At 68.6% G+C, this 19,756-nt stretch carries 17 protein-coding genes; 9 read left to right on the top strand and 8 right to left on the bottom strand.

The window, feature by feature from the left end:
• Window positions 1-109 precede the first annotated feature (109 nt).
• Complete coding sequence (locus ACYQR9_RS14025) at window positions 110-526, top strand: hypothetical protein (RefSeq protein WP_056427618.1); 417 nt, start codon at window positions 110-112, stop codon at window positions 524-526.
• 101 nt (window positions 527-627) lie between these two features.
• Complete coding sequence (locus tag ACYQR9_RS14020) at window positions 628-1,773, top strand: 2'-deoxycytidine 5'-triphosphate deaminase (protein WP_461226757.1); 1,146 nt, start codon at window positions 628-630, stop codon at window positions 1,771-1,773.
• 98 nt (window positions 1,774-1,871) lie between these two features.
• Here the strand turns inward: ACYQR9_RS14020 and ACYQR9_RS14015 are convergent, their stop codons facing one another.
• From ACYQR9_RS14015 to ACYQR9_RS14000, 4 genes are all read right to left on the bottom strand, one after another.
• A complete protein-coding gene (locus ACYQR9_RS14015; RefSeq protein WP_461226755.1) occupies window positions 1,872-2,996 on the bottom strand; it encodes a hypothetical protein in 1,125 nt (374 codons plus the stop codon).
• 277 nt (window positions 2,997-3,273) lie between these two features.
• A complete protein-coding gene (locus tag ACYQR9_RS14010) occupies window positions 3,274-4,278 on the bottom strand; it encodes an Hsp33 family molecular chaperone (RefSeq protein WP_207413463.1) in 1,005 nt (334 codons plus the stop codon).
• Between the two features lie 329 nt (window positions 4,279-4,607).
• The gene (gene argF, locus ACYQR9_RS14005; RefSeq protein ID WP_207413461.1) at window positions 4,608-5,552 is read right to left on the bottom strand and encodes an ornithine carbamoyltransferase; all 945 of its coding nucleotides are present in this window, start codon (window positions 5,550-5,552) and stop codon (window positions 4,608-4,610) included.
• A gap of 58 nt (window positions 5,553-5,610) precedes the next feature.
• A complete protein-coding gene (locus ACYQR9_RS14000) occupies window positions 5,611-6,804 on the bottom strand; it encodes an aspartate aminotransferase family protein (protein ID WP_419952849.1) in 1,194 nt (397 codons plus the stop codon).
• A 408-nt stretch (window positions 6,805-7,212) separates the two neighbouring features.
• Between ACYQR9_RS14000 and ACYQR9_RS13995 the strand changes: the two genes are divergently transcribed.
• From ACYQR9_RS13995 to ACYQR9_RS13975, 5 genes are all read left to right on the top strand, one after another.
• Entirely contained in the window at window positions 7,213-7,686 is a 474-nt protein-coding gene (locus ACYQR9_RS13995; protein WP_056427607.1) for a RidA family protein, read from the top strand.
• Window positions 7,683-8,441, top strand: a complete 759-nt coding sequence (locus tag ACYQR9_RS13990; RefSeq protein ID WP_461226752.1) for a glycerophosphodiester phosphodiesterase family protein — start codon at window positions 7,683-7,685, stop codon at window positions 8,439-8,441. The genes ACYQR9_RS13995 and ACYQR9_RS13990 overlap by 4 nt, the downstream gene beginning before the upstream one ends.
• A gap of 110 nt (window positions 8,442-8,551) precedes the next feature.
• Entirely contained in the window at window positions 8,552-9,811 is a 1,260-nt protein-coding gene (locus ACYQR9_RS13985; protein ID WP_461226750.1) for a GNAT family N-acetyltransferase, read from the top strand.
• The gene (locus tag ACYQR9_RS13980) at window positions 9,808-10,968 is read left to right on the top strand and encodes a M20 aminoacylase family protein (RefSeq protein WP_461226748.1); all 1,161 of its coding nucleotides are present in this window, start codon (window positions 9,808-9,810) and stop codon (window positions 10,966-10,968) included. Before ACYQR9_RS13985 ends, ACYQR9_RS13980 begins: the two co-directional genes overlap by 4 nt.
• Complete coding sequence (locus tag ACYQR9_RS13975; RefSeq protein WP_419952853.1) at window positions 10,965-11,453, top strand: glutathione peroxidase; 489 nt, start codon at window positions 10,965-10,967, stop codon at window positions 11,451-11,453. The genes ACYQR9_RS13980 and ACYQR9_RS13975 overlap by 4 nt, the downstream gene beginning before the upstream one ends.
• A 3-nt stretch (window positions 11,454-11,456) precedes the next feature.
• On the opposite strand, the gene ACYQR9_RS13970 is transcribed toward ACYQR9_RS13975, so the two are convergent.
• Complete coding sequence (locus ACYQR9_RS13970) at window positions 11,457-12,401, bottom strand: cation diffusion facilitator family transporter (protein WP_461226746.1); 945 nt, start codon at window positions 12,399-12,401, stop codon at window positions 11,457-11,459.
• A 113-nt stretch (window positions 12,402-12,514) separates the two neighbouring features.
• Here ACYQR9_RS13970 and ACYQR9_RS13965 point away from each other — a divergent pair, with 113 nt between their 5' ends.
• Window positions 12,515-12,961, top strand: coding sequence for an HIT family protein (locus tag ACYQR9_RS13965; RefSeq protein ID WP_461226741.1), 447 nt, complete (start codon window positions 12,515-12,517; stop codon window positions 12,959-12,961).
• Between the two features lie 4 nt (window positions 12,962-12,965).
• Here ACYQR9_RS13965 and ACYQR9_RS13960 read toward each other — a convergent pair whose 3' ends face one another.
• The 3 genes from ACYQR9_RS13960 to ACYQR9_RS13950 all read right to left on the bottom strand — a co-directional run bounded on the left by ACYQR9_RS13960 (window position 12,966) and on the right by ACYQR9_RS13950 (window position 15,805).
• A complete protein-coding gene (locus ACYQR9_RS13960) occupies window positions 12,966-13,361 on the bottom strand; it encodes a PilZ domain-containing protein (RefSeq protein WP_311275463.1) in 396 nt (131 codons plus the stop codon).
• A gap of 92 nt (window positions 13,362-13,453) precedes the next feature.
• The gene (locus ACYQR9_RS13955; RefSeq protein ID WP_207413444.1) at window positions 13,454-13,681 is read right to left on the bottom strand and encodes a hypothetical protein; all 228 of its coding nucleotides are present in this window, start codon (window positions 13,679-13,681) and stop codon (window positions 13,454-13,456) included.
• Window positions 13,682-13,747: 66 nt separating this feature from the next.
• Window positions 13,748-15,805: an NAD(+) synthase gene (locus tag ACYQR9_RS13950; RefSeq protein WP_461226738.1), complete on the bottom strand. Its 2,058-nt coding sequence runs from the start codon at window positions 15,803-15,805 to the stop codon at window positions 13,748-13,750.
• Window positions 15,806-16,091: 286 nt separating this feature from the next.
• Between ACYQR9_RS13950 and ACYQR9_RS13945 the strand changes: the two genes are divergently transcribed.
• Entirely contained in the window at window positions 16,092-19,523 is a 3,432-nt protein-coding gene (locus ACYQR9_RS13945; protein ID WP_461226736.1) for a DNA translocase FtsK, read from the top strand.
• The last annotated feature ends 233 nt before the right edge of the window (window positions 19,524-19,756 follow it).

Here is a 19,756-nt window from a genome sequence, read left to right as displayed (position 1 = left end):
GTCGCCCACCCGAAGCGACATAGCCTTTTCGCCGTGGTACGTCCCGGGCGAAATTGCGTCAATCGTGCTGAATGCGGGATAGCCCGCTCCAATCGGAAGGTCGTGTCCCGTGGTCGAGGAGACCCTCTCGCACCGGCCGGCGCCGTCTCCAGGCCGTGCGGTTCTCGCCAGCCTCGCGATCGCGGGTCTCGCCGGTGCCTTCGCCTTCACCATGCCGGAGCGGAACGGCTGGCCGGCCCTGGCCCTGGGCGGCGCGCTCCTGCTCGACGGTCTCGCCCTGCTGGCAGGCGCGCTCCTGGCCCGACGCGGCCCCGCGCCCCGAATCGCCGGCTTGCCGTCCGTGGTTCTCGCCTTCGGCCCGGCGGCAGGCCTCGGGGCCGTGCTCTTCGCCGTCGCGCTCCTGCTGTGGCCCGCAGGCTTTCCGCCGTTGGCCAGCGCGCTGGCGGGCCTGATCGCCATGGGGGCCATCGCCCGTCTGGTGGTCGCCTGGATCGTGTTGCGGATCGGCAGGGACGAGGAGGGTTAAGGGACCCTTAGAGGATACGCGAGAGACTGTGCGAAACCATGCGGCAGTCGCGATCCCCAGCCGGGGGCGGTGGCCTAGTTCGGAGCGGGCGACGCGAGACCATGCCGGATACCAAGCAGGACACGGCACGACCGGGCCCCTCTCCTTCTGCAAGCCCGCCTTCTATAAGCCCGCGTTCAGGCGGCATCCTGGCCGCGCAGGGCATCCAGGCTTTGCATGCGGCCGGTGCCATTCTCCCCGAAACCCCTTTCGCGGCGGATCAGGTCCAGCCGGCCAGCCTCGACCTACGCCTGGGGGCTCGCGCTTTCCGGGTCCGCACGAGTTTCCTGCCCGGTAGCCGGCCGGTCTCGGCCTGTATCGAGGCCTTCGCCCTTCATGAGATCGACCTGACGCGGGGTGCGGTGCTGGAGACCGGGTGCGTCTACATCGCCGAATTGCAGGAGACCCTGGCGCTTCCGGCCGATGTGGCGGCCAGCGCCAATCCGAAGAGCTCCACCGGCCGCATCGATGTGTTCACCCGCGTCATCACCGACCGGGGCCAAGCCTTTGATCAGGTCGAGGCGGGCTACCAGGGCCGGCTCTATGCCGAAATCTCGCCCCGCACCTTCCCGGTCCGTGTCCGCACCGGCTCACGCCTGTCGCAGATCCGCTTCCGTCGCGGTGAGCCGCGCCTGTCCGATGCCGAACTCGCCGCGCTGCATACGGCGACCCCTCTGGTCGCTTCGGCCAACCCGTCCTTCCAGGGCGGCATCGCCGTCTCGGTGGACCTCGCCGGGTTCGCAGGGCTGATCGGCTACCGCGCCAAGCGCCATACCGGCCTCGTCGATGTGGATGCGCCGGGCCGGCACGCTATCGCGGAATTCTGGGAGCCCCTTCCCGCCGACGGCTCGGGCGCGCTGATCCTCGATCCCGGCCAATTCTACATCCTCGCCTCCAAGGAAGCGGTGCAGGTGCCGCCGGATTTCGCCGCCGAAATGGTGCCGTTCGATCCGCTGGTGGGTGAATTCCGGGTCCATTACGCCGGCTTCTTCGACCCCGGCTTCGGCTTTGCCGCCGCGGGCGGCGCCGGGGCGCGGGCCGTGCTCGAAGTGCGCTCGCGCGATGTGCCCTTCCTGCTGGAAGACGGCCAGATCGTCGGCCGCCTCGTCTACGAGCGCATGGCCGAGCGGCCCGCCACCCTCTACGGCACGGATGCCGGGTCGAACTATCAGGCCCAGGGGCTGAAACTGTCGAAGCACTTCGTCTGAGACGGCCACCGGCCCGAAAGCCGGTCGCGAGGAAAGGGGAGGCGTCACGATGTGATCCCTCCCCCTCGCTGTCATCTATCGTCGGAGGAGCGCGCGGATCAGTTGCGTCCGCCCGGCATGCCCCCCTCGCTTCTGCCCCCCTCGCTTCTGCCGCCCTCGCCTCTGCCGCGCTCCGCGCCACCGCTCCGGCCGTTCATGCCGGCCGGCTTCATGGCACCGTTGTCGCCGCGCTCGGCCGCGTTGCGGATGCTGCCCTCCTGGCCGCCCGCCTGGCCACCTTCGCGACCGGCATTGCGCATGCCGCCGCGCTCGGTCTCGTTCCGCTGCATGCCGACCGTACGATCGGCCTCGCCGCCGCGATTGCCGTCGCGACGCATGCCGCCTTCGCTACGCACCGTCGCGCGGCCGGACACCCGCTCCTCGCCGCCACGGTAGCGCTCGATGGTGCGGCCGCTCACCGAAACGCTGTCACGACCGCTCCGCGCGGTGGTGACGGTGAGACGCCGATATTCGGGCGAGCCGTAGACAACGCGCTGGCCGCGGATGACCACGTAGCGCCCGCCGGATCGACGCGAACCCGTCTGGTGAATCGTGACGAGGCGCCGATATTCCGGCGAGCCGTAGACGACGCGCTGACCCCGGATCGTCACGAAGCGCCGGCGGCCGTTCTGGACATAACGATCGCCGCCCCGGCGCTCGACGACCACGAGCCGACGATATTGCGGCGATCCGTAGACGACCCTCTGCCCGCGAATCGTCACGTACCGCCCGGAACGCTGGCCCCCGTCAAAGCGGCCGCTGACGCGGGTCGTGTTCCGCTCGATGCTGCGGCTCTCTCTCACCTCGTTCCGGTCGCGGCTCATGCGTCCCTCGGACTCGGTCCGCATCGACCGGCCCTCGTCGCGCATGCCCTGACGGTCTCCGCCATCCCGCCCGCCCTGACGGGGCATGTCCTGGTTCCGTGATTCGCGTCCGGCCGAATCGCGGCTGGAGGATTCCTGTCGTGCCGAGTTCGCGTCGCGGCTTTCCGTTGCGCGCTGCGCCCCGCCCCGTTCGGCATTCGCGGCTCCGCCACGACCGCCCTGCCCGCTCTCGACGCTTTCGCGCGCGCCGGCGCCTGCCGATCCCGCGCCTGTACCGGTCGATCCCCCGACTGCCGCGCCTTGCGCGAAGACAGATGTCGAGAACAGTAATGCTGCAAGACCCAGTCCGAATTTCGTCATGGACGTTTCTCCCATAGCTTTCGAGCCATCGAAACGTCGAACGTGGCAAAACCGTTCACTCGGTTTAGCGAGTGATCGAGCGCCTTGCGTGGTTTACCCCCTCTGCAACCGATGATTTCACGAGCGCATGATTGAGATCGGCCGGCGAATATTGATGATCTCCGGAATGCGCCCAAGCTTTGCTATGGCGAAGGTTCGTGTTTGGCTGCCGGGCTGCGCACAGTCCCGGCTTGCCGTCCAGTGATGAGCCGGGGAGCCGCCCCCGTCGGCGGGTGCCTCAGGCGGGATCGTCGATCCCGGCCTCGACCTCGGCCGGGTCGATGTCGTAGCGCCGCGAGCAGAACTCGCAGGTGATGCCGATGCGGCCATCTTCCGCAACCATGTCGCGGCGTTCCTGCGGGGCGAAGGAGCGGATCATGCCGAGGACGCGCTCCGGTGAGCACCGGCAGCGCTCGTGGATGCCCTGCGCCTCGAACACCCGCACGCCGCGCTCGTGGAAGAGCCGGTAAAGCAGCCTCTCGGAGGAAACCTCCGGATCGACCAGCTCGTGGTCCTCCACCGTGTTGACGAGGCTGCGCGCCTCCACCCAGGCATCGTCCTCCCGGACCTCGCCCTCGCCGAGATGGGCATGGCCCTCGGGTATGTCGCCCGGGGGGAGGTCGGCCAACCGCGCGCGGTCGATGGATTGGGGCAGGAACTGAACCAGCAGTCCGCCGGCGCGGTAGCTGTTGGTGCCGTTGGCGAATTGCTCGGCCACGGCGAGGCGAACCTGGGTCGGGATCTGCTCGGATTGCCGGAAATACTGGTGCGCCGCCTCTTCGAGGCTCTGCCCTTCGAGCGCGACCACGCCCTGGTAACGGCTGAAATCGTTGCCCTGGTCGATGGTCATCGCGAGATGGCCCTGCCCGATCAGGTCCGCGCTCTTGAGCGGAGTGGTCCCCAGCGCCTTCACCCGCTCCGCGTCGAACCGCGCCGTCGCGCGCAGCCGGTCGGGCGCCTCGAAATCGACCACGATCATTTCGACCGGGCCGTCGCTCTTGGTCTGGAACTGGAACCGGCCCTCGAATTTCAGGGACGAGCCCAGCAGCACGGTGAGCGCCGCTGCCTCACCCAGCAGCCGCGCCACCGGGTCGGGATAGCCATGGCGGCGCAGGATGGTGTCGACGCTGGGCCCGAGCCTCACGACGCGGCCGCGCACGTCCAGTGCCTCCACCGAGAACGGCAGGGCGACGTCGTCCGCGCCCTCGATGACGGTCGGGGAAATCTCGTGTCCGGAGGTCATGGCCTCTCCATGTCTCTTGTCCATCCGGTTCGCGGACCGAACGGAATGGCTCGATTCTGGATCCCGCACTCATGCCGAGGCGCCGTAGCAAAGCGAAGGCCTCGAAGGAGGCTTTCGGTTCGCGCAACGAACACGGAAAGCCTCCTTCGAGGCCGCTTAGCGGCACCCCAGGGTGAGGTCGCGCTGGGGATGATGTCGGATATAGGGATGAGCCCGCCGTTTCACACGGCTTTCCGCCCTGGGCGGATGCCAGATCCGCCCCCTCACAACCTGGAATGCTCGACCGGGATCGTCGTCCGCGGCTCAGGGCACCGCGTCCGAACCGGGCCTCACGCCCCCAGGCACCACGCCAAAATACCCTTCTGCGCATGCAGGCGGTTCTCGGCTTCGTCGAACACCACCGAGCGGGGGCCGTCCATGATCTCGGCCGTCACTTCCTCGCCGCGATGGGCGGGGAGGCAATGCATGAAGATCGCGTCGTCCTTGGCTGCCGCCATCAGCTTGGCATTCACCTGGTAGGGCGAGAGCAGGTTGTGACGGTAATGCTCGTCGTCGTCCCCCATCGAGACCCAGCAATCGGTGACGACGGCATCGGCGCCGTCCACCGCCTCGAAGGCGTCGGTGGTGACGTTGATGCGCGCGCCCTCCTGCTTCGCCCAGGCGAGCAGGGCGGGTGGCGTCGAGAGTTCGAGGGGGGCGGCGATGTTGAGGGTGAAGTCGAACCGCGCCGCCGCGTGGACCCAGGAGGCCAGCACGTTGTTGGCGTCGCCCGACCAGGCGATGGTGCGCCCCTGGATCGGCCCGCGATGCTCCTCGAAAGTCAGCACGTCGGCCATGATCTGGCAGGGATGCGAGACCTTGGTGAGGGCATTGATCACCGGGACGTCGGCATATTCGGCCAATTCCAGCATCAGGTCGTGGTCGAGAATGCGGATCATGATCGCGTCGATGTAGCGCGACAGCACACGGGCGGTATCGCCCACGGTCTCGCCCCGGCCGAGCTGCATCTCGCTGCCCGTCAGCATCAGTGTTTCGCCGCCGAGTTCACGCATGGCGACGTCGAACGAGACCCGGGTGCGGGTCGAGGGCCGGTCGAACACCATCGCCAGCATCTTGCCCGTCAGCGGACGATCGGCCGCGACCTCTCCCTTGCGGCGGCGTGCCTTCATCGCAGCCGCGGAATCCAGGACGGAGCGCAGGGCCTCGCCGGAGAAATCCTTGAGGTCGAGGAAGTGGCGGGGCCCGGTTGCGGCCCCGTTGGTGTGGGAATTCATAGGTCCGTTCTTCGTATCGTGCGTCGGGACATCTCGTGCGGGATGGACGGCCTGTCGGTTACTCGGCGGCGCCGCGCATCTGGACTTGGAGACGACCCGCCGTGGCGTCGATTCGCTTCACCGCCTCGGCCACATCCGCCTCGGAGATGATGAGCGGCGGCAAGAGCCGGACCACATTGTCGCCGGCGGGGATCACCAGCAGGTGTTCGTCGCGCGCGGCCGCCGTGAAGGCGGTGTTGGGCACGTCGAGCTTGAGGCCGAGGATCAGCGCGGTTCCGCGAATCTCGGTGATAATCCCGGGATGGCGGTCCATGACCGAGGCGAGCTGCTGCTTCAGCAGCAGGCCCATGCGCTGGACATGGTCGAGGAAGCCCTCCGCCAGGACCACGTCGAGCACGGCGTTGCCCACGGCCATGGCGAGGGGGTTGCCGCCGAAGGTGGTGCCGTGGCTGCCCGCCGTCATGCCGCGCGCGGCCTCCGACGTGGCGAGGCAGACGCCGAGCGGGAAGCCGCCGCCGATGCCCTTGGCCGCGCTCATGATGTCGGGGGTCACCCCCGACCATTCATGGGCGAACAGCCGGCCGGTGCGGCCGACGCCGGTCTGAACCTCGTCCATGATGAAGAGGAGGCCGTGCTCGTCGCAGAGCGCCCGAAGGTCGCGCAGCATCTCCGGCGGCACCGTGCGGATGCCGCCCTCCCCCTGGATCGGCTCGATCATCAGGGCTGCGGTCTCGGGGCCGATGGCGGCGAGCAGGGCCTCGCGGTCGCCGAAGGGCACCTGGTCGAACCCGTCCACCTTCGGGCCGAACCCGTCGATGTATTTCTGCTGGCCGCCGGCCGCGATGGTCGCCAGCGTCCGTCCGTGGAACGCGCCCTCGAAGGTGACGATGCGGAACCGCTCGGGATGGCCGCCGGCCGCATGGTACTTGCGCGCCATCTTGATGGCGGCCTCGTTGGCCTCGGCACCGGAATTGGCGAAGAAGGCCACGTCGGCGAAGGTCGCGTCCACCAGCCGCCGGCCGAGGCGTTCGCCCCCGGGAATCTCGAACAGGTTCGAGGTGTGCCACAGCTTCTGCGCCTGGGTGGTCAGGGCCTCCACGAGATGCGGATGGGCATGGCCGAGGGCGTTGACCGCGATGCCGGCGCCGAAATCGAGATATCGCTTGCCGTCATGCGCTACGAGCCAAGCACCCTCTCCACGCTCGAAAGCGATCGGAGCCCGGGCATAGGTCGGCAGAAGAGCGGATGTCACGATCCCGACTTCCCGTTCGTCAAAGCGGGCACGCGAGGAGCGCCACCGCACCAAATGAAAGTGCCGCCTCGAATCCGGGCGGCACGGCTGCGATTACTAGAGAATTGCCCCGTTATGTCAATGATGTGGGGTGTTCAAAGGACCGACACGCCTTGTGGTTAGGCTGTACAGACGGGCGCCGGTAACGGCGCGTTCGATCGGGTCCGGTCCATATCCGGGGCGCTTGGCCCGGTGCGCGAGCTTGGCACTTGCGAGCTTGGCACTTGGCTGCCCCTTTGGTCGATCACTCGGCCGGACGCCAGCGGGTTGCGCGAGATGGCGCGATCATGCTCAGTCCCGCCGCATGAATTCGGGAGCGCCCATCGCCTTCACGGCGATATCCCGGCCAGCTTTGAGGAAAGACGACGGATGAGCACGGTCAAGGAACGCCTGGAAACCCTCGGTCTGGTCCTGCCCAAGGCGGCCTCCCCCGTTGCGAACTACGTGCCGTTCATCCGCACCGGCAACCTCGTCATCATTTCCGGCCAGATCTGCTTCGGCGCAGACGGAAAGCTCGCCGATGCCCACAAGGGCAAGCTCGGCGGCGAGGTCTCGCCCGAACAGGGCATCGCAGCGGCGCGGCTTTGCGGCCTGAACGTGCTGGCGCAGCTGCAAGCCGCCATCGGCGATCTCGACCACGGCGTCGTGCAGTGTCTGAGGCTCGGCGGCTTCATCAACGCCGTGCCGACCTTCGCGGGCCTTGCCGGCATCATGAACGGAGCCTCCGACCTGATGGTGGAGATCCTCGGTGATCGCGGCCGGCACACCCGCGCGACCGTGGGCGTCGCCGAACTTCCCCTCGACGCCGCCGTCGAGGTCGAGGCGATGTTCGAGGTGAAATGACGGTGGGGTCGAACGCCCCTGCCTGGCTCACGGCCAGGCCGATTGCCCATCGGGGTTTGCACGACCGCGCGGCGGGCATCCCCGAGAACACCCTGGCGGCGGCGCGGGCCGCCATCGCCGGAGGCTACGCGATCGAGTGCGACGTGCAGATCAGCGCCGATGGCGAGGCGATAGTGTTCCACGACGAGGCGTTGGGGCGCCTCACCGGCGCCGTCGCCCTCGTGGCCGAGACGCGGACGGACGCCCTCCGGTCCCTGGCGGTTGCCGGCTCCTCCGAGACGATCCCTACCCTGCCCGCCACCCTCGCGGCCATCGCCGGCCGGGTGCCCCTCGTGGTCGAGCTCAAGTCGCGCTTTACCGGCGACCTTCGCTTGGTCGAGCGCGTGGCCGCCATCGTCGCGGAGTATGACGGGCCGGTGGCGGTGAAGTCCTTCGACCCGGCCCTGATCGAGGCCTTCGCCGGCCTCGCGCCGCGGATCCCGCGCGGGATCGTGGGCGAGACCAACCAGGACGACCCGGCCTATGCGCTGATGACGGAGAGCCTGCGGCATTCGCTCGCCAACCTGCTCCATCTCGAGGCGAGCCGCCCCGATTTCCTGTCCTGGCGGGTGGACGACCTGCCCTGCGCCGCCACCTTCCTGAGCCGCCATCTCGGCCGGATGCCGGTGATGACCTGGACGGTGCGCAACCCCGACCAGCGCCAGCGTGCGCACGAGCATGCCGACCAGATGGTGTTCGAGGGGTTCAGGCCGTAATCGCCCGGGACGGCGATGGATCGTCGTCGGCCCGCCGAAACCGCTGGCCTGCGACGGCCGTGCTCGTCACTCGCGCTTGTCCCCTCGCCCGGCAGGGTTAGATTGCGGTGATGGAAAAGACCGGACCGGCATCAGAGGATGCGCTGGACCCTGCGCCGATGCTGCAGGTTCGCGCCATCACGGGCCTCGCCCAGATTCCCGCTGCGCAATGGGATGCCTGCGCCACGTCGCCCGAGACCCTGTCGGCGGGCGACGAGACCCACAATCCGTTCGTCTCCCATGCCTTCCTGTCGGCGATCGAGGATTCCGGCTGCGTCTCGCGCAAGACCGGCTGGCTGCCGCTGCATGTGGCTGTGGAGCGCGAGGGGCAACTCGTCGGCCTTGCGCCCTGCTACCTGAAATCCCACAGCCAGGGCGAATACGTCTTCGACCATGGCTGGGCCGATGCCTATGAGCGGGCCGGTGGCGCCTATTATCCAAAGCTCCAGGTCAGCGTACCGTTCACGCCGGTCACCGGCCCGCGCTTCCTGATCGCCCCGGGGCAGGACGTGGACGAGGCCGCCTCCGCCCTCATCGCCGGATTGCGTGCCCTCCGGGCGGAGACCAAGGCCTCCTCGATCCATGTCACCTTCATGCGCGAGCGCGAGTGGGAGCAGGCCGGGGAGGTCGGGATGCTCCAGCGGGTCGACCAGCAGTTTCACTGGTCCAACGAGGGCTATGCCGGGTTCGAGGATTTCCTCGGTGCCCTGGCCTCGCGCAAGCGCAAGGCGATCCGGCGCGAGCGCCGCGACGCCCTGAGCCAGGGCATCACCATCGAGCACATCACCGGGGCCGACCTGACCCCGGCCCATTGGGATGCGTTCTACGAGTTCTACTCGGATACCGGCGCGCGCAAATGGGGCCGGCCCTATCTCAACCGCACGTTCTTCGGCCTGCTCGGCGAGCGTATGCCCGAGCGCGTCCTGCTGGTGATGGCCAAGCGCGAGGGACGCTACATCGCCGGTGCGATCAACCTCATCGGCGACGTCGCGCTCTATGGCCGGAACTGGGGCTGCAACGAGGACCACCCGTTCCTGCATTTCGAGGTCTGCTACTATCAGGCCATCGATTTCGCGATCCGGCGCGGCCTCAAGCGCGTCGAGGCCGGTGCGCAGGGAGAGCACAAGCTTGCCCGTGGCTACGCCCCGGTGTTGATGCATTCGGCGCACGACATCGCCGATCCCGCCCTGCGCCGGGCCATCGCCGACTATCTCCGCCGCGAGCGCGAGCATGTCGTCGAGGCGGCCTCGGTGCTCGGCGAGATGACCCCTTTCCGCCGGGACGGCACGAATCCCGCTCCCGAGCCGTCCGATCACGAGGAGACCCGATGAGCCCGATCGACCGTATCCGATCCTTCGCCGACGACCTCACGGCGATCCGCCGGGACATCCACGCCCATCCCGAGATCGGCTTCGAGGAGGTGCGGACCTCGAACCTCGTGGCCGAGCAGCTGCAGAGCTACGGCATCGAGGTCCATCGCGGGCTCGGCGGTACCGGCGTGGTCGGGGTGCTCGAAGGGCGCTCGGCCAAGGGGCGCCGTATCGGGTTGCGGGCGGAGATGGATGCGCTGCCGATCGAGGAGGAGACCAACCTCCCCCATCGCTCCACGATTCCGGGCAAGATGCACGCCTGCGGTCATGACGGCCACACCACCATGCTGCTCGGCGCGGCTCGCTACCTCGCCGAGACGCGCGATTTCGACGGCACCGCCCTGTTCGTGTTCCAGCCGGCGGAGGAAGGGCTCGGCGGCGCCCGCGCCATGCTGGCCGACGGGTTGTTCGAGCGCTTCCCCTGTGACGAGATCTACGGGCTCCACAACACCCCCAGCGGCCCGCACGGCAAGCTCAAGATCAAGCCCGGCCCGATGATGGCGGCGGCGGACTTCTTCGATATCCGCATCACAGGCCGCGGCGCCCACGCGGCCGAACCGCATCGCGGGCTCGATTCCATCGTGGCGGCCTCTGCCCTGGTCCAGGCGCTGCAATCCATCGTCTCGCGCAATGCCGACCCGCTGAAGAGCGCCGTGCTTTCCGTGACCCAGATCCATGCGGGGGCGGCCTATAACGTCATTCCCGAGGGCGCCCATCTCGCCGGCACGGTGCGGACCTTCGATGCGGGCGTGCGCGCGCTCGTCTCGCGCCGCATCCGCGAGGTCGCGCAGGGCATCGCCCTCGCCCACGGCGTCGAGATCGGGGTGGAGATCCGCGACACGTTCTCGGTTCTGGAGAACAGCGCCGCCCATGCCGCCGCGGCGGCCGAAATCGCCCGCGAGATCTTCGGGGCCGCGAGCGTCGACGACGACACGGTGCCGCGTATGGGCAGCGAGGATTTCGCCGACATGCTGATGGTGGTGCCGGGCGCCTATGCCTGGATCGGCGGGACGCCGGGGCCCGGCCTGCACAACGCGGCCTTCGATTTCGACGACAGCATCATCCCCCTGGGCAGCTCCTACCTCGCCCGCCTCGTCGAGAAGCGCACCGCCGCATGACCAGCCTGTTCGATTTCGCCCCCAAGGCCGCCGACGGCACGCCCTATCCCCTCGACCAGCATCGGGGGCAGGTCGTGCTCGTGGTCAACACCGCCTCGAAATGCGGCTTCACCCCTCAATACGAGGGGCTGGAGGCGCTCTGGCGCAAGCACCGCGAGGAGGGGCTCGTGGTGCTCGGCTTCCCCTGCAACCAGTTCGGCGCCCAGGAGCCGGGCGATGCCGGGGAGATCGCGCAATTCTGCAGCCTGACCTACGATGTCAGTTTCCCCGTCCTGGCCAAGGTGGAGGTGAACGGGGCCGGCACCGACCCGGTCTTCGCCCATCTGAAGCAGGAGAAGCCCGGCCTTCTCGGCACCAAGGGCATCAAGTGGAACTTCACCAAGTTCCTCGTCGGCCGCGACGGTAAGGTCATCGGCCGCTACCCGCCCACCGCCAAGCCCGCGGATCTCGAAGGCGACATCGCGAAGGCCCTGGCCGGACACTGAGCTTCAGGCGGCGGAGTCCTTCGCCTGGATCTCGATGAAGACGCGCTTCACCGCAGGATTGCGCGCCTTCAGCCGGGCATCGAGGCGGCCGACCATCGCCTCGACCTCGCCGGCCTTGAGGTCGTCCTCCATGTCGAGGCTGACATTCACCAGGATGTCGGAGGGGCCGAGATGCTGGGTCAGTACCGCGTTGACGTGGCGGACGCCCGGCTCCGTCCGCACCGTCTCCTCGATCGCCGCCACGGTCTCGGGGGCGGCCGCCTCGCCGACGAGGAGGCCATGCGTCTCGATCATCAGGAACAGCGCCATCCCGATCAGGATCGCGCCGATGCCGATGGACGACCAGCCGTCGAGGGCGGGCATCTGCAGCCATTCGGCGAGGATCACGCCTGCCAGCGCGACCGTCAGACCGAGAAGAGCGGCGACATCCTCGATCAGCACGGTGAACAGGGCTGGATCCTTGCTCCGGCGGATCGCGGTGATCGCCTCGCGGTCGCCCTTCTCGGCCCAGAACGCCTTGAGGGCGACGGCGCAGGAATAGCCCTCGGACAGCACCGCGAAGCCGAGGATCGAGAGGTTGACCCAGAAGCCCGGAATGGTGCGGCCGAAGATCACCGCGTCGGCAGAGGCCTCCGGGTAGTGGATCTTGTGGATGCCCTCGTAGACCGCGAAGGCGCCGCCGCCGAGGAAGATGAACAGCGCCACGATGAAGGCGTAGAAATAGACCTCGCGCCCATAGCCGAACGGAAAGCGCGCATCGGCCGGCTTCCTGGCCCGCGACAGGCCGACGAGGAGGAGGATCTGGTTGGCGGTGTCCACCAGCGAATGGACTCCCTCCGCCAGCATGGCCGAGGAACCGGTGAAGAAGGCGCCCACGAACTTCGCCGCCGCGATGGCGAGGTTGGCCCCTGCGGCGGTGTAGATCGCGCCGTTGCTCTCATGCGCCATGCCGGCGAAACTCTCATCGAAGGGACGATCCCCTCGCCGTGGACGCCGGGGGCCAGTCTGTGCAAGGTCCGGCCGGAAAACCGCAGACGCACATCCGCGATGGAGACCGGCCCATGCCCTCAAACGTCGAAGCTGCGCAGTATGATCCCGACAACGTCTTCGCGAAGATCCTGCGGGGCGAGATTCCCGCCCACAAGGTCTACGAGGACGAGCACACCCTCGCCTTCATGGATGTGATGCCCCAGGGGCCGGGCCATACCCTGGTCATCCCCAAGGCCCCGGCGCGCGGACTGCTCGATGCGGATCCCGCATCGCTGGCCGCGACCATTGCCACCGTTCAGCGCGTCGCCCGCGCGGTGAAGACGGCCTTCGCGGGCGATGGCCTGACGGTCTACCAGTATAACGAGCCCGCCGGCGGACAGACGGTGTTCCACCTCCACATCCACATCGTGCCGCGCTTCGACGGCGTGGCGCTGGGCCGGCATACGGGGGGGATGGCCGACAGCGATCTTCTCGGCATCCACGCGGCGCAGATCCGGGCGGCCCTCGACGCGGCGTGAACGATCAGGCGACGCTGGCAGGCGCCGGCGTCGCGGCGATCAGCCGGCGCAAGGCGGCGTTCTCGGCTTCGAGTTCGGCGATGCGACGGATCAGGGCCAGCATCGCGGCCGGATCGGCCTGGGGCGGCGGAACGGGAGTGGCGGCTGTGGTCTCGTCCGCGAAGGCGACGCCGATGCCGTCGGCGCGGCGCCAGCGCAGATTCGCCTTATAGGTCCGCTCCTTCTGGGGGATGAAGAGGTCGAACATCTCCGGAAGGGTCGCGGTCTCGGTCAGCGCGAGGCGCGCACCGGTCGCGGACATATCGCGGACGAGGCAATCCATGCTCGACGCGCCGTTGTTGAAGATGATGCGGCCCTTGAGGAACGTCCTCTGCCGCGCTTCCTTGCGATTGTCCGACATGACGGCCGGTCTCCGGCTCCGCTTGGTGCGACCGGCGGGACCCTCGCATGGGGCCCCTTAAGGAATGATCGCCGCGGTGAGGGCGCGCCCGCTCAGTTGAAGCGCCGGTCCATGGTCTCGAACAGGTAGAAGCCGTTGAAGCGCACCGCCGTGGTCGCGGCCCGCTCGTCGAAATCGGCCGGCGCCTCGGCTTCGTCGCTCAGCCGTCCGCTGAACGCCCAGTTCCGTGCGCTCAGAAAGCTCGGAACGGCACGGCACTCCGGTACCGCGCAGCACAGGCCGCTGACGGACTTCAGGCAGAACACGTTGTAGCTTTGCATCGGTCGGTCTCCGACTGGCCACCCCGACTCAGCCGATAGTGCCATAATCGGACCGGACTATGTCGATCAGTTTTCGGGGACGTTGCGGGCGAGCTCGTCGAGCCAGATCCGGGCATTGCCGTCGGAGGGTGCGCGCCAGTCGCCGCGCGGCGAGAGCGAGCCCCCGGCCGCGACTTTCGGGCCGTTGGGCATGGCCGAGCGCTTGAACTGGCTGAAGCCGAAGAAGCGCTGCAGGAACACGCCGAGCCAGGCGCGGATCTCCGGCAGTCCATAGGCCTGACGCTTGCCCTCGGGAAAGTCCGGTGGCCATGCGCCACGCTCCGCATCCCCCCAGGCATGGAGGGAGAGGAAGGCGATCTTCGACGGTTTGAAGCCGTAGCGCAGGGTGTAGAACAGGTTGAAATCCTGCAGCGCGTAGGGGCCGATCTTGGCCTCCGTGCTCTGGGGCGAGCCGCCCTCCTCCGTGGGTACGAGTTCGGGCGAGATCTCGGTGGCGAGGATCGCCTGCAGGGTGACGTTGGCGCCCTCGCCGATCTGGCCACTAGCGATGACCCAGCGGATCAGGTGCTGGATCAGCGTCTTGGGCACCCCGGAATTGACGCCGTAATGGCTCATCTGGTCGCCGACGCCGTAGGTGCACCAGCCGAGCGCCAGTTCCGACAGGTCGCCCGTGCCGATGACGATGCCGCCATTCTGATTGGCCAGCCGGAACAGATAATCGGTCCGCAGTCCCGCCTGCACGTTCTCGAAGGTGACGTCGTAGACCGGCTCCCCCCGCCCGAACGGGTGGCCCATATCGGCGAGCATCTGCCGCGCCGCCGGCCGGATATCGATCTCCCCCGCCGTGGTGCCGAGGGCTGCCATCAGCGCGTGGGCATTGGCCTTGGTGGCGTCCGAGGTGGCGAAGCCCGGCAGGGTGTAGGCGAGGATGTTCGTCCGTGGGAGGCCGAGCCTGTCGAAGGCCTTGGCCACGACGATGAGGGCATGGGTCGAATCGAGGCCGCCCGAAATACCGATGACTGCTTTCTTCGTGCCGGTGGCGGCGAGCCGCTGGGCGAGGCCCGCCACCTGAATGTTGTAGGCCTCGTAGCAATCCTGGGCGAGGCGGCCGATATCGGCCGGTACGAAGGGGAAGCGCTCCACCCGGCGCCTCAGGCCGAGATCGCCCGAGGGCGGATCGAGCCGGAGGCGGATCGTGCGGTAGGACAGCCCACGCCCGCGTGCATTGTCGTCGAAGCTTCCGGTCTGGAGCCGTTCCTGGGCCAGGAGATCGAGGTCGATATCGGCCAGCGTCGCCACCGGACCGGCGGCGAAGCGCTCGCCCTCGGCGAGGCGGATGCCGACCTCGTCGATGCTGGTCTGGCCGTCCCAGGACAGGTCGGTGGTGGATTCGCCGAGGCCCGCCGCCGCGTAGACATAGGCGCAGGAGCAGCGCATCGAGGCCGAACGGGTGAGCATGGCCCGGGATTCCGCGCGCCCAACGGTGATCGGGCTGCCCGACAGGTTGGCGAGCACGGTGGCGCCGGCCAAGGCCGCGTCGGTGCCGGGGGAGGCGGGCACCCAGAGGTCCTCGCAGACCTCGATGCCGAGGGTGAAGCCGGGCAGGTCCTCGGCCGAAAAGAGCAGGTCCGGACCGAAGGGGACGACACTGCCCCCAAGGGTGATCGATTCGCCGAGGAGGCCGGCGCCGGAGGCGAAATGGCGCTTCTCGTAGAATTCCCGGTAATTCGGGAGGTAGCTCTTGGGCACGACGCCGAGCACCCGGCCCCGGTGGATGGCGACCGCGCAATTGTAGATCCGGTGGCGCCAGCGCAGGGGCGCGCCGACGACGAGGATGGGGGTCAGCTCGGTCGAGGCCGCGACGATGCGGGTGATCGCCGTCTCCACCGCGTCGAGCAGGGTCGCCTGCAGCAGCAGGTCCTCGATGGAATAGGCCGAGACGCAGAGTTCCGGGAACACGGCGAGGACCGCTCCCGCTCGATGGCATTCCTCGGCGAGCGACAGAATTCCATCGGCATTGCTCTCCGGGTCGGCCGGATGGCTACGTCCGGCACAGGCCGCCACACGGGCGAAACCGTGACGATAGAGGGACTTGAAGGCGGTTCTTCGTGTCGTTTCGGCCAAGGGGCAGGGGGCCTCTAGCGAGTGTGACGCACTATCTGCATGGCGCGGGGACGGACCGGCAGGGTCGCCGAAGGAAACCCGTGTGATCCGAAGCGCTTCATTGGGTTCCCTAACCTAACCGGTTACGCGCCGGGGCTCCAGGGGGAGGCGGCGTCGCGTTCCCTCGGCAATCCGACACTTCGCGGGATACGGGCAAGCGTCTGTTAACGACGTTGGCCCTAGCTTGGGGAAGAACCGCTCCTGTCGAGGACGCGGACCGGTACCCTACGAGTCAATTCAGAGCATCATGCGCGCATCGGGACGGCCTCCCTATTCTCATCGTGATCCCTCTCGGCCCGGACGCGGTGGTGACCGCCCCGGCCTGACCTTGGGCGCCCTCGCGCACAGGCTGATCAGCCTGCGCGCAAGCCTGACCCGGCGCCTCGCCGGACCGCCCCAGCGCCCGAGCCTGGTCTCGCCGCGCCCGGCGCAATCCTGGCTCACGGCCCCCCGGGACATGGTGCACGACGCCCCCGCTCCCCAGGCACAGCCTTGGTTGGAGCAGGGCAAATGGGCCGAGGCACAGGCCTGGCCGGACCACGTCTTCGACGACCGCGCCACAACCGATCTCGCCCGCTCCTCGGGCATCGCGGCCATGGACTCGACCGGCGAGAGCCGGATCGACCACGGCGCATCGAGCCCGCGCGTGCTGATTCGCTCGCCGCGTCGTCCCGCCTCCATCACGCCGGAGGGCTACGACGCGCCGGCCCATTCCGCGCCCGAGCCGGATGCCCCGGCGGTGCGCTACACCCGCACGCCGGATCCGGTGCTGCAGGAGCGTCGCCAGCGGGCGCTCGATGCCGAGCGCCTGGCGCAGGAGGAGCAGGTCCGCGCCGCGCGGCAGGCCGAGGACGAGGCACGGCAGGCCGCCGAACGCGCCGCCCTCGCCGCCGCGGAAGCGGAGCGTGCCGCCCAGGAGGCGGCCGAGGCCGCGCTTCTCGCCGCGATTCCCCCCGAGCCGCCGCAGCCCCTGTGGCGCCAGCCCTATACCCCGCCGCCCGGAGTGCGCTTCTTCCGCTCGCCCGATCGTCGACCGCAGGCCGTCCTCGCCACCATCGTCGAGGAGACATTGCCGATCCCCGCAGCGGTGAGCGAGCCGATCGTCGCCGCCGAGCCGGCCCCGCTGCCCGTCGACCGCGATTGGACCGAGGTTCCGGATTGGGCCGCCATGCGCGCCTGGTTCGATGGCGAGGATTCGACCGCTGTGGAGACATGGTCGGCGATCCAGGCCGATTCCGACGAGGCTGTGGCTCCGGCCGTGCCGGAAGTTTCTCCCGTGCCGGAGATGTCACCCGTGCCGGATCTCGCTCCGGTCAGCGCGCAGGAGGACGAGACCTCACCCTTCATGGTCTCGCCGCCCGTGGACATCTCGCTCCTGCGCCCGCTGCCGCCCAGCCCCGTCTACGTCCTCGACCGGCTGATGCGGTTCGACCGCGGCGGCGCGCCCCTGCCTGCCAACGGCCAGGATAACGGCCAAGACTATGGCCAGTCCGCGCCCGTCAGGGACGAGCCGAGCCACGAGGACTGCGTCGCCGAGGTCGCCGAGGCGGCCACCCTGGCTCTCGTCATCGAGCAGACCGGGCCGGCTCCCCAGCGTTCGGTTGCCGTCTCGGCCATGGCCGCCCGCGCGGCGATCCGCCCCGCCCGCATGCCCGCCGCCCCGGTGGCGCAGGCTCCCGTCATGCAAACTCCCGTGATGCAGCCCCCCGTCGCGGAAGCTCCCGTGCTGGACGCCTCCGTCGCGGAAACCACTCCGATGCAGGCCCCCTCCCCTGCCAGGGCCGCTCCGGTCTTCACGCCGGTGCCGCCGCGCCCGGTCCTGCTGCGCAACCCGAAGGCCGCCGCCCCGGCTCCGGAGCCCGAGCCGCAGCTGGCGGAAGCGCCGGCCGTCCCCGAAGCCGCCGCACCGGTCGAGATGGAGGAAGCCCCGGCTCCCGTCCTCGCCCTGCCGGCCCCGCCGCCCGCCCCGTCTCCGTCCCGCGCGATCTTCCCCGAGCCCCGCGCCACGCTGATCCCGGCCGGCCGGCACACGCCGATGTCGCTGGTGGAGAACGAGGATTACGAGCACCCCTCGCTGGAATTGCTGGCCGAGCCGCCGGTGACCGGCACCGAGGAGGTCGATGCCGACGTGCTGGAGCAGAACGCGCTGAACCTCCAGCAAACGGTGCAGGATTTCGGCGTGCGCGGCGACATCCTCGCCGTGCGCCCCGGCCCTGTCGTGACCCTGTACGAACTGGAACCGGCCCCCGGCACCAAGTCGAGCCGCGTCATCGGCCTCTCGGACGACATCGCCCGCTCCATGTCGGCTGTCTCGGCCCGCGTGGCGGTGGTGCCCGGCCGTAACGTCATCGGCATCGAACTGCCCAACGAGACCCGCGAGACCGTCTACCTGCGCGAGCTGTTGTCCTCGGCCGATTTCTGCATCAGCAAGCACAAGCTCGCTTTGTGCCTCGGCAAGAACATCGGCGGCGAACCGATCATCGCCGATCTCGCCAAGATGCCCCACCTGCTGGTGGCCGGCACCACCGGCTCGGGCAAGTCGGTGGCGATCAACACGATGATCCTGTCGCTCCTCTACCGGATGAAGCCGGAAGAGTGCCGCCTGATCATGGTCGATCCGAAGATGCTGGAACTGTCCGTCTATGACGGCATCCCGCACCTGCTCTCCCCCGTCGTCACCGACCCGAAGAAGGCGGTCATCGCCCTCAAATGGGCCGTGCGCGAGATGGAAGAGCGCTACAAGAAGATGTCCAAGATCGCGGTCCGCAACATCGACGGCTACAATGCCCGGATGGCGGAAGCGCGGGCCAAGGGCGAGATCATCACCCGCGAGATCCATACCGGCTTCAACCGCGAGACCGGCCAGGCCGTGTTCGAGACGGAGGAGATGGACCTCTCGGCCCTGCCCTACATCGTCATCGTGGTCGACGAGATGGCCGACCTGATGATGGTGGCGGGCAAGGACATCGAAGGCGCGATCCAGCGTCTCGCGCAGATGGCGCGCGCAGCCGGCATCCACCTCATCATGGCGACGCAACGCCCCTCGGTGGACGTCATCACCGGCACGATCAAGGCGAACTTCCCGACCCGGATCTCCTTCCAGGTTACCTCGAAGATCGACAGCCGGACGATCCTCGGCGAGATGGGCGCCGAGCAGCTGCTGGGCCAGGGCGACATGCTGTTCATGGCCGGTGGCGGACGCACCACCCGCGTCCACGGCCCGTTCTGCTCGGATTCGGAAGTCGAGAGCGTGGTCGCCCACCTGAAGCGCCAGGGCCGGCCGTCCTATCTCGAAGCCGTCACCGTGGACGAGAACCCGCCCGAGGAGAAGCCGGCCAAGGCCTCCAAGGCCGACAAGGCGGCGGCCGCCGAAGTCGAGGAGATCGACGCGCCGATCTTCGATGCCGGGGCCTATGCGGGCGGCGGGATCGATGCGGGTGCCGACCTCTACGACCAGGCGGTGCAGGTGGTGATGCGGGACCGCAAGGCCTCCACCAGCTACATCCAGCGCCGCCTGCAGATCGGCTACAACCGCGCCGCCTCGATCATGGAGCGGATGGAGGTCGAGGGCATCGTGGGCCAAGCCAACCACGCCGGCAAGCGCGAGATCCTGATGGAAACCGCGCCTTCCAGCATGGGGTCGATCTCCATGTCCTCATCGATGATGGACGACGAGTGAGACGTGATCCGCTGGACCGATTCCGTCGAACCGGCTGATCATCGAAGAACGAGATGTACCGCGGGTACCCTCTCCCACACGGGAGAGGGAGCCCCGCGGCGACCGCACGATCCGAGGCGATCGAGCGGTGTGAGTACCGTCCGTCTCCCTTTTGGGGCGAGGGAGGTCCCGTCCCATATTCGCCACAGGGTCGAGTTCTAAGCCGAACCCCACCCGACTTCGGAGAACGCCCC

The sequence above is a fragment of the Methylobacterium sp. CM6241 genome, assembly GCF_054817845.1.
The sequence above is the reverse complement of the archived record's forward strand: the minus strand, read 5'-3'. Positions and strand labels throughout refer to the sequence as shown.

What these genes read in the sequence shown, in the direction of transcription:
- ACYQR9_RS13955 (WP_207413444.1), bottom strand. Translation starts at nt 13,681, where the DNA reads ATGCAAAGCTACAACGTGTTCTGCCTGAAGTCCGTCAGCGGCCTGTGC.
- ACYQR9_RS13970 (WP_461226746.1), bottom strand. Translation starts at nt 12,401, where the DNA reads ATGGCGCATGAGAGCAACGGCGCGATCTACACCGCCGCAGGGGCCAAC.
- ACYQR9_RS13995 (WP_056427607.1), top strand. Translation starts at nt 7,213, where the DNA reads ATGAGCACGGTCAAGGAACGCCTGGAAACCCTCGGTCTGGTCCTGCCC.
- ACYQR9_RS14020 (WP_461226757.1), top strand. Translation starts at nt 628, where the DNA reads ATGCCGGATACCAAGCAGGACACGGCACGACCGGGCCCCTCTCCTTCT.
- ACYQR9_RS13965 (WP_461226741.1), top strand. Translation starts at nt 12,515, where the DNA reads ATGCCCTCAAACGTCGAAGCTGCGCAGTATGATCCCGACAACGTCTTC.
- ACYQR9_RS13990 (WP_461226752.1), top strand. Translation starts at nt 7,683, where the DNA reads ATGACGGTGGGGTCGAACGCCCCTGCCTGGCTCACGGCCAGGCCGATT.
- ACYQR9_RS13980 (WP_461226748.1), top strand. Translation starts at nt 9,808, where the DNA reads ATGAGCCCGATCGACCGTATCCGATCCTTCGCCGACGACCTCACGGCG.
- ACYQR9_RS13960 (WP_311275463.1), bottom strand. Translation starts at nt 13,361, where the DNA reads ATGTCGGACAATCGCAAGGAAGCGCGGCAGAGGACGTTCCTCAAGGGC.
- ACYQR9_RS13945 (WP_461226736.1), top strand. Translation starts at nt 16,092, where the DNA reads ATGCGCGCATCGGGACGGCCTCCCTATTCTCATCGTGATCCCTCTCGG.
- argF (WP_207413461.1), bottom strand. Translation starts at nt 5,552, where the DNA reads ATGAATTCCCACACCAACGGGGCCGCAACCGGGCCCCGCCACTTCCTC.
- ACYQR9_RS14010 (WP_207413463.1), bottom strand. Translation starts at nt 4,278, where the DNA reads ATGACCTCCGGACACGAGATTTCCCCGACCGTCATCGAGGGCGCGGAC.
- ACYQR9_RS13975 (WP_419952853.1), top strand. Translation starts at nt 10,965, where the DNA reads ATGACCAGCCTGTTCGATTTCGCCCCCAAGGCCGCCGACGGCACGCCC.
- ACYQR9_RS14015 (WP_461226755.1), bottom strand. Translation starts at nt 2,996, where the DNA reads ATGACGAAATTCGGACTGGGTCTTGCAGCATTACTGTTCTCGACATCT.
- ACYQR9_RS13985 (WP_461226750.1), top strand. Translation starts at nt 8,552, where the DNA reads ATGGAAAAGACCGGACCGGCATCAGAGGATGCGCTGGACCCTGCGCCG.